Source organism: Bacillus sp. FJAT-29814 (assembly GCF_001510715.1).
GTDB lineage: Bacteria > Bacillota > Bacilli > Bacillales > Cytobacillaceae > Neobacillus.
Genome location: NZ_LMTJ01000004.1, coordinates 52,149 through 69,752, shown reverse-complemented (window position 1 = coordinate 69,752; position 17,604 = coordinate 52,149). Strand labels below are relative to the sequence as shown.

12 protein-coding genes and 1 pseudogene are annotated in these 17,604 nt (G+C 39.1%); 11 read left to right on the top strand and 2 right to left on the bottom strand.

From position 1 onward, the window contains the following. The first annotated feature begins 268 nt into the window (after positions 1-268). From AR334_RS10615 to AR334_RS10565, 10 genes are all read left to right on the top strand, one after another. Positions 269-982: a GntR family transcriptional regulator gene (locus tag AR334_RS10615; RefSeq protein WP_066309600.1), complete on the top strand. Its 714-nt coding sequence runs from the start codon at positions 269-271 to the stop codon at positions 980-982. Positions 983-1,393: 411 nt separating this feature from the next. Further along, positions 1,394-2,365, top strand: coding sequence for an SIS domain-containing protein (locus AR334_RS10610; RefSeq protein WP_066309597.1), 972 nt, complete (start codon positions 1,394-1,396; stop codon positions 2,363-2,365). A gap of 320 nt (positions 2,366-2,685) precedes the next feature. After that, the gene (locus AR334_RS10600; protein WP_066309594.1) at positions 2,686-4,752 is read left to right on the top strand and encodes a hydantoinase/oxoprolinase family protein; all 2,067 of its coding nucleotides are present in this window, start codon (positions 2,686-2,688) and stop codon (positions 4,750-4,752) included. A 3-nt stretch (positions 4,753-4,755) separates the two neighbouring features. Further along, positions 4,756-6,513 (top strand): hydantoinase B/oxoprolinase family protein, encoded by a 1,758-nt coding sequence (locus tag AR334_RS10595; RefSeq protein WP_066309593.1) that lies wholly within the window; start codon positions 4,756-4,758, stop codon positions 6,511-6,513. A 200-nt stretch (positions 6,514-6,713) separates the two neighbouring features. Next, positions 6,714-7,694, top strand: a complete 981-nt coding sequence (locus AR334_RS10590) for an ABC transporter ATP-binding protein (protein WP_216638022.1) — start codon at positions 6,714-6,716, stop codon at positions 7,692-7,694. Between the two features lie 7 nt (positions 7,695-7,701). Beyond that, entirely contained in the window at positions 7,702-8,700 is a 999-nt protein-coding gene (locus AR334_RS10585) for an ABC transporter ATP-binding protein (RefSeq protein ID WP_066309586.1), read from the top strand. Positions 8,701-8,727: 27 nt separating this feature from the next. Next, positions 8,728-9,672 carry an ABC transporter permease gene (locus AR334_RS10580; protein ID WP_066309583.1) on the top strand — a complete coding sequence of 315 codons (945 nt, stop codon included), beginning with the start codon at positions 8,728-8,730 and terminating at the stop codon, positions 9,670-9,672. A gap of 35 nt (positions 9,673-9,707) precedes the next feature. Further along, positions 9,708-10,535: an ABC transporter permease gene (locus AR334_RS10575; RefSeq protein ID WP_066309580.1), complete on the top strand. Its 828-nt coding sequence runs from the start codon at positions 9,708-9,710 to the stop codon at positions 10,533-10,535. Between the two features lie 51 nt (positions 10,536-10,586). Next, positions 10,587-12,167: an ABC transporter substrate-binding protein gene (locus tag AR334_RS10570; RefSeq protein WP_066309578.1), complete on the top strand. Its 1,581-nt coding sequence runs from the start codon at positions 10,587-10,589 to the stop codon at positions 12,165-12,167. A 162-nt stretch (positions 12,168-12,329) separates the two neighbouring features. Then, the gene (locus AR334_RS10565) at positions 12,330-13,151 is read left to right on the top strand and encodes a PfkB family carbohydrate kinase (RefSeq protein ID WP_066309576.1); all 822 of its coding nucleotides are present in this window, start codon (positions 12,330-12,332) and stop codon (positions 13,149-13,151) included. Between the two features lie 249 nt (positions 13,152-13,400). Here the strand turns inward: AR334_RS10565 and AR334_RS10560 are convergent, their stop codons facing one another. Next, entirely contained in the window at positions 13,401-15,050 is a 1,650-nt protein-coding gene (locus AR334_RS10560; RefSeq protein WP_066309574.1) for a sigma-E factor regulatory protein RseB domain-containing protein, read from the bottom strand. 17 nt (positions 15,051-15,067) lie between these two features. Further along, positions 15,068-15,385: pseudogene (locus AR334_RS30340) on the bottom strand (RNA polymerase sigma factor); the annotation flags it as partial. Positions 15,386-15,589: 204 nt separating this feature from the next. Between AR334_RS30340 and AR334_RS10550 the strand changes: the two are divergent. Then, a complete protein-coding gene (locus tag AR334_RS10550; RefSeq protein ID WP_066309568.1) occupies positions 15,590-17,137 on the top strand; it encodes a hypothetical protein in 1,548 nt (515 codons plus the stop codon). Positions 17,138-17,604 lie beyond the last annotated feature (467 nt).

Genomic DNA, 17,604 nt, shown 5'->3' with positions numbered 1-17,604 from the left:
TTGATACTCCCTATTTTACCTGAAACAATGGATGGCAGGCACAATCCAGAGATTTTCAAGTTCCCTTATTCTTTGAAAGGTCCTGTAACTTACTATTTTTTTAAACGATATATGCAAAAAAAGACAATATAATACTTATTTGAAAGCCGCTGTAAAGCGCATTGTACCTATTGTTGATGATAAACCACATCCTTCTAGTTAATTTATTGCTTTCTTTTTTATTGAATAGTATTATAAGGTTATATAAAAAGAATATGAGGAATAAAAAATGACACTTAATAAAGCAGATGTTTTACCTTTGTATAAGCAACTGACTGACATACTACGTGGCGATATTGAAAAGGGCAAGTTTAAAAAAGGTGAAAAAATTCCGACTGAAATTGAATTAAGTAGACTCTATAATGTAAGCCGGATTACAGTTCGTAATGCATTAGAAGAACTTGCAAAGGAAAATTTGTTAATACGTAAACAAGGAAAAGGTACATTTATTAACAATGAAAAATTCAGCAGAGGAATAAGCGGTTCAAAAAGTTTCACGGAAATGTGCCGTGAAATAGGCCGTAAACCTGGGGCGAAGGTTATTAAATGTGTTATAGAAGATGCAAATGAAAAGGATACGGAAGTACTCAAATTAGAGCCGAATTCAAAAATCATTGTTATAGAACGTATACGTTATGCCGATGGGATCCCAGTTGCATTCGAAATTTCAAGATTACCTCAACGCTTTACATTTTTATTGGATGAAGATTTAAATGATTCTTCCATGTTTACAATTTTAGCGGAAAAGTATGGTATTGTCTTTATGAATTCGCGTAAAACAATAGAGCTTGTTTATGCCACTTATGAAATGTCACGTTATCTTAATATATCATTAGGGTATCCTCTTTTATCGATTTCGGGAGTTTCAACAGATAAAGAAGGCGTACCGTCCCATCGTTCTATGCAATTTATTGTTGCGGATAAATTTAAATTTACCGTTTAAGTATCTTAGTAAAACCCTTATTTATTAGCTTTATCAGTGTTTTGGCTGGTTCGATATATAATTAAAGCACATATCTCTGTTGAGATGTGTGCTATTTTTTTGCTCTTATATAATTTAATATAATATTCAAAATAATTGGTATTGACTTTTTATTTAAAGTTATAATACATTTGTTATATCCTTTTTGTTTTATAATCATGACAATTAGTAACGAATGTTTTTTATTAGATATTCTCTAGTGATTGTACATACTGGTTTATAAACCCGACGATTTAAGGTTATAATGCCTTTGTGTTAACTAAAATAGAAAAGATAAAAAAAATAGTTGAAAAACCTCAATTTAATGGTACTATATTGTTATTAACATTTTTCCATACAATATAATACAATTAGAAAGGGGTATACATAAACATGGAAATTAAAACGATAATTAATGAAATTAAACAAAAGGTTGAAGTGGCGGGAGGATTGAAAGCGTTATATTTTGTGGCTTGCGGCGGATCACAAGCGGCTATATATCCAGCTAAATATTTAATGCAAAGCGAAGCGAAAAATATCGCAACAGCAATTTATAACAGTAATGAATTTGTCCATGCAACTCCAGCAGCATTAGGTGAACAGACAGTTTGTATCATATGCTCTTTAAATGCTACACCTGAAACTGTAGAAGCTGTAAAATTAGCGAACAAAAGAGGCGCGATTACTATTGCTATGACGGGGTCTCCTGAAACACTCATGGCCCAAAATGGTCAATATAAAGTAATTTATTCAAATGGAGATAATCAGGTTTATTCTAAGGCAAACCAGGCTCTGGCATTAAAATTAGTATTCGAGATACTGCATCAATTCGAAGGGTATCAAAACTATGAAGCTGCTATCAGTGCTTACGACAAAATTGATAATATCGTAGATTCTGCAAAAAAAAGCTTATTGCCTAAAGCCAAACAGTTTGCTGAGGAATTTAAGGACGATGAATTCTTTTATGTTTTAGGAAGCGGACCGCTTTACGGAACTGCATACACTATGGCGTGCTGCCACTTTATGGAGATGCAGTGGAAACATGCCGTTGCGTTAAATTCTGGCGAGTATTTCCATGGACCATTTGAAACAACTGACAAGAAAGTTCCGTTTGTTCTCTTAAAGAGTCTGGGTCGCACACGTCCGATGGATGAAAGGGCGGAGAAGTTTTTAAATCAATATGCGGAACGTTTTATTATTATAGATGCAGATGAAATAGGGCTCGATCAAATCGATTCAAGTGTAGCTGAATTCTTTAATTCTGTAGTAATGATACCAATCGAAAGATTTTTTGTTTATCAAATGTCTATTCTCAGAAACCATTCAATGGATCAACGAAGATATATGTGGAAGGTAGCATATTAATTGTCCTATATCTTTCTATGCAATTTCGGCCTCTTAAAAGGAGGCCGTTTTGTAAAATTATTTTTACATAAAAATATAACTTCAGGTCAAATCCCGCGCTTTGTGCCGGTATCATTAAAAAAAGAGCATTACAATAGCGTTTTCCTATTTTCATCACTTTCAGTATTAAATTTATTAAAAATATTCTATAATAGGACTATTCAAAAAAAACAGTCAACAAATGTATTGCAATGTTATAAAATTATTAATGATAATATATAACGAATGTATTACATAATTGATTTATAAGTTTCTGTTTACTTTCCAAAGGAGGAAGCTTTATGAGCTACATGGTAGGAGTAGATGTTGGAGGGACATTTACAGATGTAACATTGGTCGATAGTAGAAATGGGAAAATCAAGAACCACAAAGTTTCTTCAACCCCTGACGATCCTTCTCGTGCCATTATGAAAGGGATAAAAGAAATTCTTGAATTGAATGATATTGCAGTGGAAGATGTTCATTATTTAGCCCATGGCACCACAGTTGCGACGAATGCGTTAATTGAGCGGAAGGGAGCGGTTACGGGGCTTATTGTAACAAAGGGATTTCGGGATTTACTAGAAATAGGACGGCAGACACGTCCTAGCTTATATAACTTTTTTGAAGAAAAACCTGCCCCTATTATTCCTGGAAATTTGAGATTTGAAGCTAATGAGCGGCTTATGGCCAACGGTGAAGTCTATAAAGTTTTAGATGATGAAAGTCTTCATAAATCAATTGATGCATTGAAGGAACAAGGGGTAAAATCGGTAGCAATTTGTTTCCTTTTTTCCTATTTAAACCCTGAACATGAAAAGAAGGCCGTTGAAACAATAAAAGAGCGTTTTCCTGAAGCTTACGTTTCGGCATCCCATGAGATTGTTCCTGAATTCCGCGAATACTCAAGGTTAAGTACGACAGCATTAAATGCCTATCTCGGGCCGGTCATGAAAAATTATATGGAAAACTTCTTAAATGCGGTAAAAGAATACGGAATTCCGGCTGAACCATATATTACTCAGTCAAATGGCGGAATTATTTCTATTCAGGAATCAGTTTCTTCGCCATTACGCACAGCTGTTTCTGGTCCAGCAGCAGGTGTAGTCGCTGCGAAAAATCTGGCTGAACTAACCGGTTATAAAAATATGATTACCTTCGATATGGGAGGTACATCCGCAGATTTCAGTTTAATTGAAAACGGAGAACCGAAAATTTCAATGGAAAGAGAAGTCGAAGGATTTCCCGCTCGTATTCCCATGTTAGATATTCATGCCTGCGGGGCAGGCGGCGGCTCCATTGCCTATATTGACAATGGTGGAGCTCTGAAAGTGGGACCTGAAAGCGCTGGCTCAACACCTGGACCTGCATCATATGGACGCGGCGGTACAAAACCAACTGTAACAGATGCGAATTTATTGCTGGGTCGGTTAAATCCTAAGGAAATTTTGGGCGGTCGAATGACGGTAGATAGGGAAGCCGCAGAACGAGCAATAAAAGAACACATTTGCAAGCATTCCAATCTTACATTGGAAGAAGCAACTGCTGGTATTATTTCGGTTGTGAATGCCAATATGTCAAGGGCTATTCGCTTAATTTCAATTCAGAAAGGTCATGATCCTAGGGACTTTACTTTAGTTTCATTTGGCGGTGCAGGTGGTCTACATTGCAGTGCTCTTGCCAAAGAGTTGAATATTCCGAGAGTGCTTATTCCGCCTTCTCCGGGAACTTTTTGTTCCCTTGGTTTGTTGGTTACGGACGTAAGAACAGATTATGTTCGTTCATCTTTACATGAGGCTACACCTGAGAACATGATCGTTTCCGCTGCTATTTTTGAAGAACTAAAAGAGGAAGGCCTAAAATTACTGGAAAAAGAAAATATCTCAGAATCAAAACGAAAATATGAATTGGTTATTGATATGAGATTTAAGGGGCAGAACTATGAAATTCCAATTCCTGTAGAATGGGATGAATTGAATCCATTTGGTTTTGCAGCAATAACTAATCGCTTCCAAGAACAACATGAAAAGGTTTATGGCTATTCCAAAAAAGATGGTGTGATGGAATTTGTAAACTTCAGATTAACAGCTGTTGGCCAGTTGCCAAAAGCTGAATTTGAAAAAGCAGACACGGCATCTGTAACAGCATCGCCTATTGCTACGCGGCCAGTTTATTTTACAGAGGTTGATGAACCAGGGTATTACGAAACAAAAATATTTGTCCGTGAAGATCTGAAGCCTGGAAACAAAGTTCAGGGTCCTTTAATTGTTGAACAGATGGATACCACCATTTTAGTCCTCCCCGAACAATCAATGAAGGTGGATGAATATGGGAACTTGATTATTTATACGTTCGGTGAGGAGGAATAAACCATGGTGAATAAAGTAGATCCTATTACTTTGGAGATTGTTGGGAACTTATTGCTTTCTGTTGCTGAAGAGATGGGAATAACTCTAGTAAAAACGGCCTTTTCTACTAATATTAAGGAACGTAAAGATTGTTCTACCGCCGTTTTCGATGCGAAGGGAAATATGACAGCTCAAGCTGAATATGTACCGATGCACTTGGGATCTATGCTAGATGTAGTCAATCAAGTATTGGAAAAATACCCGTCCGATTCAATTTTCCCTGGGGATATGTTTGTGACCAACGACCCGTATTCGGGAGGTGGAACCCACTTGCCAGATATCACAATGGTTGCGCCGGTGTTTGTGGAAGAGAAATTGGTAGGATTTGTGGCTAATATTGCGCACCATTCCGATATTGGAGGGATCGTACCGGGAAGTGTTTCACCTGATTCTACGACTATATACCAAGAAGGGTTACGGATTCCCCTTGTAAAAATATGTAGCAAGGGTCAGGTTGTAAGAGAGAGCTATGATTTTATTACGCTAAATACAAGAACTCCTTTAGAAAGGCAAGGAGATTTGGATGCCCAAATTGCTTCCAATAAAGCAGGGGTCAGAAGATTGCAGGAAGTTGTACAAAAATATGGCTCAGCTTATTTCGAAACATGCACGGATGCATTACTGGATTACGCCGAAGAATTAATGAGGACTGGAATCCGTTCCTTGCCAAATGGAACCTATACATTTGAAGACTATCTAGACGATGCCGGAACGCATTCGCAGGATCCAGTTTTAATAAAAGCCAAGATTACAATCGATGATAGTAATGCCATTGTAGATTTTGAAGGAACCAGCCCTCAGGTGCCCGGACCGTTAAATATGGTTTATTCTGGTTTGGTAACTACGATTTTCTATTGCTTTAAGGCAGTGGCCGGACAAAATATTTTCTCAAACCAAGGAATTTATCGTCCATTACAGGTTAAAGCGCCAAAAGGCACAATCGTTAACTGTACACTTCCTGTGCCCGTCGGCCAGCGGATTGATACTTCACAACGTGTAGTTGACGTCGTGCTAGGAGCCTTATCAAAGGTAGCGCCAGAACGGGTATTGGCTGCCTGTAATAGTGTAGTCACTTCAGCGATTTTCTCCGGAACAAATCCGAATACGGATAATTACTTTGTGTATTTAGAGACAATTGCCGGCGGTTCAGGGGCCCATGCATTTGGCGACGGATTGAGCGGTGTGCAGGTTCATATGACAAATACTTCTAACTTGCCAGTTGAAGCCCTTGAAAGAGAGTATCCAATTTTAATTGAAAAATACGCTCTTAGGAAGGACTCAGGTGGAGCAGGATTACACCGCGGCGGATTAGGAATTCAGAGGGACTATCGAATTTTAACGGATGATATTTCTTATACCGGTCTGGGCGACCGTCACAAGTTTGCTCCTTGGGGCATTAATGGTGGGAAAGTAGGAAGCCCAGGAGTATTTTTATACTCTAAAGATGGAGAAGAGGAAATGAGACTTAGCTCGAAAGTTTCGGAGCTGCCTTTAAACAAAGGTGATCTTATCAGTGTTTGCACACCAGGGTCAGGGGGCTTCGGTTCTCCGGTGGACAGGGAACCAGAATTAGTTTTATTTGATGTAATTGATCAAAAGGTATCAGTTGAAAAAGCGTTAGAAGATTATGGGGTTAAGATCATATGGGACAACGGAACCTATTCTGTCGATGTGGAAGCAACAGAAAAGTATAGATTGGGATTGATCCAAAATAGTATTTAAAAAATTAACGCTACCTACAAAGTGAATAGTAGTAGAGTTGTAGGTAGCGATTTTTCTGAAAACTACTTTTTTAGAAAAGTAAGCGCTTAAGTTAAATTTTCGAATAAGGTTGAACATTCGGTAAGTATGGCCTATTATTTATTATAACAAATTAAGACAAATTAAGACAAATAATGGTTTTCTTGCCAGTTGGAGGAGGGATGTTTGTGGGGGATACACTTCTTGACATAAAAGGTTTATCTACTGTATTTAATACCGATTATGGTGTTTTTCCTGCCATAAAGGATGTTACCTTGTCCCTGAAAAAAGGTGAAACATTATGCGTCGTAGGTGAGAGTGGAAGTGGGAAGACGATTACTTCTATGTCACTTATGCAGCTTTTGCCTTCATCCGGGAAAATAGCATCAGGTGAGATTATTTTTGAAGATAAAAATCTAGTAAACCTAAATAGGAAAGAGATGGACAAAATCAGGGGGAAATCGATCTCTATGATCTTTCAAGACCCGATGTCAGCCCTTGATCCTGTTTATACCTGTGGTAGTCAGATCACGGAGGCAATCCGAATTCATGAGCAAACTTCAAAAGAAGCGGCTAGGAATAGAGCTGTCGAACTACTGAAACAAGTGGGGATCCCCCACCCTGAAACTATTTTTCACTCTTATCCGCATGAACTTTCAGGAGGAATGTGCCAGCGTGTCATGATTGCAATGGCCTTATCATGCAACCCTCAGCTGTTAATTGCCGATGAACCTACTACTGCTTTGGACGTGACGGTGCAAGCGAGGATTCTAGATTTATTGAACAGGATTAAGAAAGAATATAACATGGCGATTCTATTAATCACACATGACCTGGGTGTCGTGGCGGAGATGGCGGACCGTGTTGCCGTCATGTATGCAGGTCAAATTGTCGAACAAGCGGATGTATTAACCATTTTTAAAAATCCACAACACCCTTATACAAAAGGATTAATACAATCAGTTCCACCCTTACATCAAAAAGATAAAACGCTGTATAGCATCCCAGGTACAGTACCGACCATCAATTCGATGCCCAAAGGCTGTAGATTTCATCCGCGCTGTTCCTTTGCTACTGATTTATGTATAGAAAAGGAACCAGTACTTAAAGAAATCAATCCACAACATTCGGCTAAATGTTGGCATATTAACGAAGGAGTGTGAAGTGACAATGAAAAGCAACACTCTTTTAGAGGTGAAAAATTTAAAAAAGTATTTTCCGATTAAAGACAAAGGAATGTTTTCAACTCAAAAGCATTTTGTTCAGGCTGTCAATGATGTCAGCTTTACGATTAATGAAGGGGAAACATTTGGACTTGTAGGAGAATCCGGATGTGGAAAAAGTACTCTGGCAAGATTAATCATGGGATTAATCAAGGCTGACAGTGGAGAAATCAACTTTCAGGGGAGAAACTTTCTTCAATTACGAGGAAAGGAATTACGCCAAAACAGAAAACATATGCAAATGGTTTTTCAGAAACCGTATGAATCTTTAAATCCAAAGATGACAGTCGGAGAGATTATAAGTGCACCATTTGAAATCCATGGCATTTACGACAAAAAAGAACGTGTCCAAAAAGTGAATGAGTTGCTTGAGATGGTTGGGCTAAGTCAGCAATATATTAATCGATACCCGCATGAATTTTCCGGCGGACAAAGACAGCGGATCGGGATAGCCCGCGCAATTGCTTTACACCCCAAATTGGTCATTTGTGATGAAGCAGTTTCAGCGTTAGACGTCTCCATTCAATCTCAAATCCTGAATCTCTTGAACGACTTGCAAAAAGAATTTAAACTAACATATTTATTTATCTCTCACGATTTATCCGTGGTAAAGCATGTCAGTGATAAAATCGGTGTTATGTATTTGGGTGAGATGGTGGAAGTGGGAGAAGCTGAAACTATCTACAAAAATCCAAGGCATCCCTACACTCAAGCTTTATTATCGGCGATACCAATCCCAGATCCTACCTATAAGAAGGAACAGATTGTTTTGGAAGGAGACCTTCCAAGTCCTGTTAACCCGCCAAGCGGTTGCAGATTAAGCTCGAGATGTCCTTATGCGATGGCTATCTGTAAAGAAGTGAAGCCGGAATTTATGTCTGTTGGAGCTAACCATTCTGCTGCGTGTCATTTGTTTGCGGAATCAAAAATACAAAAGATTAATTAATAGTCCATAAAGATTGGGGTGAGATTTTTGCTTCGTTTTGTATCTAAAAACTTAGGAGTAGCTGTGATTCAGATTTTCATTGTTGCTACGATTGTTTTTGCGTTACTTCGTTTCATGCCTGGTGATCCCGTGTTATTGGTATTAGGTACAGAAAGAGGAGCGGATCCTGCTGCAGTTGAAGCGATGCGTGCAACACTGGGTTTGGATCAGCCTTTATTGAAACAATATTTTGCCTGGTTTGCCGATATTCTAAGACTGGACTTTGGACAATCGCTTTTCAATAACATGGATGTTACTACATATTTGGCTGAAAGGCTTCCCAAAACATTAGAATTAGCGATTGCAGCGATTATTGTCGGTTCTATATTTGGAATAAGCCTAGGAATTATTGCTGCTGTAAAACGCGGCGGCTTTGTGGATATGATTGTTTCATCTATTGCTGCTGCCGGTTTGTCTTTTCCGGTATATGTCACAGGAACGGTATTTATATTGGTTTTGAGTTTGCAATTAAATCTGCTTCCTGCCAGCGGTTATACAGATTTTACGGAAGACCCCGTAAAGCATTTACAGAAGCTGCTCCTGCCAGCCATTACAGTTGCTTTGCCCTTGGCGGCTTCGATTGCAAGGATGACGAGATCATCCATGCTTGAAGTTTTAGGTAGGGACTTTGTTCAAACATTAAGAGCAAAAGGAATGGCTGAAAGAGTCGTTATTTTTAAACACGTATTAAGAAACGCGATTATTTCTGTTATCACAGTAATAGGTTTAGAGCTAGCCAATTTAATAGGCGGAACAGTGTTAATCGAGTTTCTATTCAATTGGCCTGGTTTAAGCACATTGTTGGTAGAAGCGATTAATAATCGTAATTATCCTATTATACAAGGTTCTATTATCGTGATTGCCGCTTTTTACATTTTGATCAATAGAGCTGTAGAAATTATTTATGGATTGATGGATCCGAGAACACGTTAGTAAACTGTCTATTCTCTTGGAAGGAAGGTGGAAGGATGATTCGGAAATTTTTACATCACAAAACGTTTTTATTCAGTTTTATCATACTTCTTCCAATTTTAATAATCGCACTTATTGGACCTTTGATTGCTCCGAATGATCCCCTTGAGATTGATCAGAATCAGGTACTTAAAAGTTTTTCATCGGGACATCCATTGGGAACCGATGAATATGGAAGAGATATTTTAAGCCGGTTGATCCTAGGCATCCGTCCAACTATGCTTGTCGCATTTGGGGCAACTATTATAGCGTTTATTGGCGGGGTTTCACTAGGGGTCATTGCGGGGTATGCCCGTGGGTTAACCGAAAAGGCTATCATGCGAGCAATTGATATTATATTATGTTTCCCACCTATTCTATTAGCTTTAATGGTAGTTGGGTTTTGGGGCTCTGGTGTGAAAAATTTAATTATTATTATTGGAGTTCTATACATTCCACGTTTTGCACGTATTACTCATTCTGCAACTCTGCAGGTGAAAGGTCTGGAATATGTTCAAAGTGAACTTTCATTGGGTGCTTCTCATTTCAGGGTAATTACCAAGGCGATCTTACCAAATATCATGTCTCCGTTAATTATCCAAATCAGTTTAACGATAGCGGCCGCCATTTTATTAGAATCTGGCTTGAGTTTCTTAGGTTTGGGAGTCGTGCCGCCGGAACCTTCTTGGGGGCAAATGATTGGCGATGCCCGTGGCTATATTTATAACAATCCTATGTATGTCATTTGGCCATCCCTCTGTTTGGGTGTGACAATGCTTGCTATTAATTTAATGGGTGACAGCTTCAGAGATATTCTAGACCCAAGGCTTAAGAACAAACAATAGAAGTTAATGACAGCGTTTTTAAAAGATTTTACAAAATAAAGGAGTGAGAGTATGACAAAGAAATTAATGGTTTTGTTTATTTTAGCATTTGGAGTAATTGGCTTATTGGGAGCGTGTTCAGGGAAAGATGCATCAACAGAAAAGAAATCCCAAGGGGCAGAAGGGGATAAATCAGGAGGATCTTTAACATTTGGATTAGCTGCAGAACCAACGACAATGGACCCTTATATTCAAAATGGTACTCATGGAAGAACTGTAAAATTAGCTATTTACAGAGGTCTGTTTAATTACAATGAAAAAGGTGAATTAGAACCAGAGTTGGCAGAATCCTATACAACAAATGACGAACTGACATCTTATACCTTTAAGCTTCGGGATGCAAAATTCCATAATGGTGATCCAGTTACTGCGGAAGATGTGAAATTTACATACGAGCGTATGTTAGCATCGGATAGCAAGGCAACGTTTAAGACAGAATTATCGATCATTAAGGATATCCAAGTTGCAGATGAAAAAACAATTACATTTAATCTTACTGAGCCATCCGCTCCTTTCGTGCACTATACAGCGCTTCCTGAATCCGTTATTGTTTCGAAGTCTTATACAGAAGCAAATGGTGAAGGTTTGGCGACGAAGCCAATGGGTGCTGGACCATTTAGGTTTGTTTCCTGGACACAAGGAAGTAACATTGTTCTAGAGAAATTTGACGATTACTATAAAGAAGGCAAACCATATTTAGATGAAATTAAATTCCAATTCTATTCCGATGAAAATACTCGTGTTAATGCCCTGCGCGCTGGTGATGTTAATTTAATTGAGAATGTTCCTTGGAAAGATACAGATTCCATTTCGAAGGTAGATAATTTAAAGCTTGAAAGTGCAAATGGACCATTTATGGCTCTACAATTTAATACTGACTTTGAACCATTTAGCAATCCAAAGGTAAGACAGGCAATTGCTTATGGTATCGACAGGAATGCCATCATTAATACAGCATTTAGCGGTCGTGGAGAAGCAATTTATGGAATGGCTATTTTAAAAGGCTATATGGGATATGATGAAAAGTTTACAAAATACTTTAAGCATGATGTAAAGAAAGCAAAAGAGCTTCTTGCTGAAGCGGGATATCCAAATGGATTTAAAGCCACTCTTCTATCAACTTCTCAATATGGAATGCATGAGCAAACAGCGGTGGCTGTACAATCCGAGTTAAAGAAAATCGGCATTGAGGTAGAATTAGAGCTTCCAGACTGGGCAACACGAATCAATAAAAACGTTAAAGGTGAATACCAATTCTTAGTGGCCGGTACTTCCGGTGATATTACAGATGGAGATTGGATGAGCAACTTCTACAAAGGCGGCCCTGCACGTCTTAATAACTCAGCAAACTTTGATGATGAACAAATTAACAATTTGTTAGCACAAGGTAAAAAGGAAATTGATCCAGCAAAACGTGAGGAAATTTACAAACAACTTATTGAAAGAGCAATGGAGTTATCGCCATTTGTCTACTTGAGCTGGAGGGAACAAAGCTATGGAATGCAAAAGAATGTCAACGGTTTTGAAAACCTTGACGGCTTCCTATCTTTCCAATCTGGTGTAACTTTAGAAGAAACGTATATTGAAGATTAATAGCTAGTTGTTCACGATGGATTTTTTTAAGTGGGGCAGGGGGATAGGTTCTCCTGCTTCATTTTAATAGTAGTACATAAACTAACCGTATGTTTTATAGGATTATAAGATAATTGCAATTAATTTGTAACGCTAGATTTTTATCATGGAGTGAAGAGGTTTATGAAGTTAGTTGGAATAGGTGATAATGTCGTTGATTATTATGAAGATCAAAGTACTATTTATCCTGGAGGCAATGCCTTGAATGTTACGGTTATAAGCAAAAGGAATGGTGCAGAGAAGAACGGATATATTGGAATTATTGGTGATGATTTAGAAGCAAGGCATGTTTTAGAAGCACTTTGTCATGAAGAAATTGATACCTCAAAAATTCGTAAAATGTATGGTTCAAATGGAAAAGCTTATGTTGCTTTGGATGAAAACGGAGACCGTGTTTTTAAGAAGACTAACCGGGAATCTAGGGTACAATCAAAAGCCACCCTACAATTTACGAACGAAGACTTAATCTATTTGAAGGAGTTTGACGTGATTCATACGAGTATCAATTCTAATATTGAGCATGAGTTGCAAAGATTAAGTTTTAAACCGATATCCTTTGATTTTTCTACCAAAAACAAATGGAATAATGAGTATCTCCAAAAAGTTTGTCCGTTTATACAATTTGCTTTTTTTTCCGGAAGCGGTATGAGTCAAGATGAGATTGATTCCTTAATGTCGTATGTCCATACTTTTGGTGTAAAAATTGTAGTTGTAACAAAAGGGGGGGACCCGGCTATTTGTTCTGATGGTGAGAAGAGGTACTTGCAATCACCGGTTGAAACAGAGATTGTTGACACGATGGGAGCGGGAGATTCTTTTATCGCGGGCTTTCTAACCTCTTATTTCAATACCAATGATGTTAAAATTGCCTTGCGGAATGCTGCTATTTCTGCAGGGAAGACATGTGAAAAATATGGCGCGTTTGGATATGGAAAGAGAGTGTGATGGAGAGGCAGAGAAGAGTATTTCTCTGCTTCTGTTTTTGGAAGGAATTTGAGGCAGGTGGATGGTTTTAGGCCATTGGGAAAGGGTTCGGGAGCATTGGCATAGAGTTTAAATGAAAGAAAAATATCAATATGCTAACTAATTTCAAAAATATTAAATAAAAAAAACCCCCAAGTCTGTCCGAAAATAATCCTCGAGGGCATCCAGTTACAAAAAAGACAATGGACCGTTGCCCATTGTCTTTTCTTCTTATTGATCTGCCGAGTCGTAGCCGACAACCGTCCAGATTCCTGTGGAGTCTTGTCTGACAAGACGTTGTAAGTAAACTCGTTTAATCGGCGAAAGTGGACTACTTACCTCGATGATGGCATCTTTCCCGTTGTTTTGCACGACTTTCAGCTCCTCCGTCTTAATTGGGTAATCCCCGGTGATCCCTTCAGGAGAAATCTTCAGGCTGACAAAAACCTGGGCAACAAAAGCAGGATCTAGCTTCCATGGAGAACTTCCGGCATCAACGCTTTTCTGGTCATTTTCTTCTACTGCCAAGTCATATGGCACCTTCACTTGAGGATGGCTTTGATCAAGGGAAGGGATTTCAAGGTTGGCATCGAAGAATGCATTTATGAAACCGGCCAGTTCCGTTACTGGAATATCGCCGACAACGGCATATTGTGATCCATCTTGCTGCCAGCGGATGGATGCAAGGTTGGTCTCTCCTGCATAAGCGCCACCACCGCTGAGAATGCCCGAATCTTCCTGAACAGGATCCTGAATCTCGGCAGGATTCCCATTGATTTTCCCAAGGATGGCAGTGGAGGCCAGCTTGAATTCGCTGAGGTCCTTTCCTTGAAGCAACACCACATGGTTGTTATTGGCTGAGTAATAGGTTTTTACCAAATTCTTATTTGGAATAATGGCCACTTTCGCTAAAACATAACCGCTAGGGAGCGTCGTTGGTGCGACCGGCATAAATCCGACCGCCTTGGCGGCTTCCTCGAGGCTAGAAACGATTTGTTCAGGATTGGTATTGATTTCTTTGAAACCTGCGGGTACATCGTAAGCGGTAAGCTCCTCAGGGATGGACTTGGCGGCTTCCATTTTTGTATAGGTTACTTTATATTGAATGCCATTGTGCATCGGCGTTTGTTTTTGCAGTGGAAGCTTTGTTTCGTTGTCGATCCAAATTTGGTAAGGGCTGCCTCCTTTTGGTGTGACCTCGACAACCGTTGTTTTTCTGTCGGCGATCGTAGATTCTCCGACTACTTTTGTAGACAGGGCGTTTTTTACGGCTTGTATTTCAGTTCCTAGTTCAAAGGTAAATCGGTAGGTATCCGGGAACGCTGGAAATACATGGACTTGTTTTTCTGAAGGGCGGATCTGCCACTTTTTCTCGCCGTTATTGGCGGTGGTCACATCCTTTTGGGATCCTTCCAACCCCTTCGTCACATAATGGCCGTCTTTGTCGGCCCATACCTCCCATTTCCCTTGGACGGCCGAGGTGCCATCAGCGTTGGTTTCCACCATTTCCAATGTCCCGTGGTATCCGTCCAGCTGGCGGTAAGCTTCCTCCATGGCATTGACGATGTTTGTTTCTCCAAACGGCAAGAAATTCATTGCCAGGACAAAGACGGCGGCGATGCTGGCGACAGCGGCGGCCCATGTCCATTTAGTTCTTGTGCGCTGTTTTTTCTGCGGCTCCTTTGCTTTATCGGCCTGAGCCAGCTTTTTTGAAAAATCGCCCTCCGGCATGGCCGGCTCCTTTAGGCTGCGGACCATCCTGACGGTTTGAAACAGCTGTTCCATTTCTTCCGAATGAGCCGGGGCTTCGTGTTCATCGGGCTTTCTCTCCGCATTCAGTTGGTCGATATAATCGGATACTTTCTTTTCGATATTGTCCATACATGGTTCCCCCAATCCTAATGATTTGTGTTTAAGAGCGTGTTCAGAGACAATAATGCCCGATGCTGCATGACACGGATGGCTCCTTCCTTTTTGTTCATCATCTGGGCCGTTTCGGCGACGGAGTATCCCTTCAGAATTCGAAGTTCAATCACTGTGCGCTGTTCTTTGTTCAGCTGCAGGAGGGCATTTTCAATGAGCAGCCTCTGTGTGCTGGATTCGGAGTGGTCTCCGAGCGCGACATTCTTGGGATCCAAGGCTTCGATGTGGACTTTGCTGCCCCTGCGATTGTTTTTTCGCCATAAATCATGGAGCAAATTGAAAGCGACCGTTTTTAAATAAGCTCCATATTTTTCGGGCTATATGCTTCCATTGCGTATATTGGCATGGACTTCACCAAATGAATGAAACCCAAGGAAGCCCCTACATTTAAGTATGGGGAGGAATTCGGTTTTTATTTTTTGGGTAGTTTTAATAGACTTTTTAAGAGTATCTTGATATATTTATATTAGAACAAGTGTTCTTAAGGGGTGTGAGATATGTCAAAGAAAAATGAAGCCAGTTTTGTATTAACACTTCCTTTGAATACAACACATCTAGACCTTTTTCGTTTTGATTTAGTTTTTGAAGTTTCTCGAAAAATTCAAAATGCTTGTTTAGGTGAAATATTAAAACGAGAAAGGTTAGTCAAAAATAACAAACAATACTGTAAAAATGTACGGTGTATCAACGCTGTCAAAAATAAAATTCAAAAGTCTAAAAATAATAAAGAGACAAGGGCTTTAGAACAAGAGCTTTGTTCTTTATACAATCAACAAAACAAAATTGAGCGTCAATTTGGATTAAGCGAATATGCCATTCATGATTTTGTAGCCCCAATGAAACGTCATTTTCAGGGAGTATTAGATATTAATACAGCCCAAAAAATGGCCAGCCGCGCCTGGAAAGCATTTGAAAAGAAACGCTATGGCAATGCTAGAAATATATGCTTCAAAAAATACGGGACGATGACTTCAATTGAAGGTAAAACGAATAAATCAGGAATTACTTTTCGTGAAGTGGATGGTCAATATGTTGTAAATGTAATAGGAACAAAGGTACGGGTTCAAGTAAAAGAAATGGACATTTACGCTAGGGAAGCATTATTGTACAAAGAGAACATCAAATTCTGTCGAATCATACGCAAAATGATTCGGGGCAAAATGCGATATTTCGTTCAATTGATTATTAGAGGTATTCCACCTGCAAAACGGGACAAGAATACCGGTTTATTCAAAGTACGTTTAGGTAAAGGCAGAACTGGTATCGACCCAGGTACACAAACAATGGCAATCGTCTCAGATCATGTAGTCTTATTAAGGGAACTTGCACCCGATGTAGATTCCCTTGAAAGAGAAAAGCGAATCATTTTACGGAAGATGGACCGTTCGAAACGCACCACCAATCCAAATAAATTTAATCCTGGCGGAACCTATAAAGTTGGAAATAAAGATAAATGGTTATTTTCTACTAACTACATTAAACTGCGAAGTAAACTACAAGATATCCACAGAAAACAAGCCGCAAAACGAAAACAATCCCATTGCAGATTAGCAAACGTTATTCTACGTACTGGTGATGAATTCTTCATTGAAACTATGCATTACCAAGGACTTCAAAAACGGGCAAAAGAAACCAAAATCAGTGAAAAAACTGGTAAGTTTCAACGAAAGAAGAGATTTGGAAAGTCCATAGCAAACAAAGCCCCCGCATTATTTGTTTCTATTTTGGAATATAAGTGTAACTATTTACATGCAAAATTTAATAAGATTAACACCTGGACATCAAAGGCTAGTCAATACAACCATGAATCAGAAGAGTATGAAAAGAAAAAACTCCACCAGCGATGGAGTCAGGTAGGTAATTATTTGGTACAGCGAGACTTATATTCCGCTTTTTTAATTAAAAATAGTCATGAGAGTCTAGAGAAAATTGATAAAACTTTATGTGATCATACATTTAGGAATTTCATTGTAAAACATGATTTAGAAATACAACGTTTAAAACTGATGAAACCTTCTATTTCTAGTATGGGAATTAAAAGTTAATTAACAGATAAAATCAAGGTGTGACCTACCTACAGAACGTTAAACAGCCCTGGGTTGTTTGTTCAATAAAGTTTCTTTGAACTAAGTGAGTGTCTTATTGTTGTACCAGGTATTCCTCCGAATAGCGCTAGGGAGAGATAAGAAGAAGCTTGGATAAAAGAACCTGCCGCATTTACGCGTGCAGAGTGTCAGATAGGTTTCCTGTGTGATATCCTCTGCTTCCTCGCGAGTTTGTACTTTATAGTAGATGAATTTGTAGACCGATTCCCAAGTTTCCTCGCATATCTGTTCCACGGACTTAAGGACACCATCCTTTTGCTGATTCTCTTTTCCGGGCATGTGTTTGGCACCTTCCTTTCCCTACGGCTGATTGTTGTACAATAATAAAAACGTCTGGCGGTTATGGATTGTTACAGGAGGAAAATGATTTTTTAAAAAAATGGATATGTTCACTGAAATACTGATGA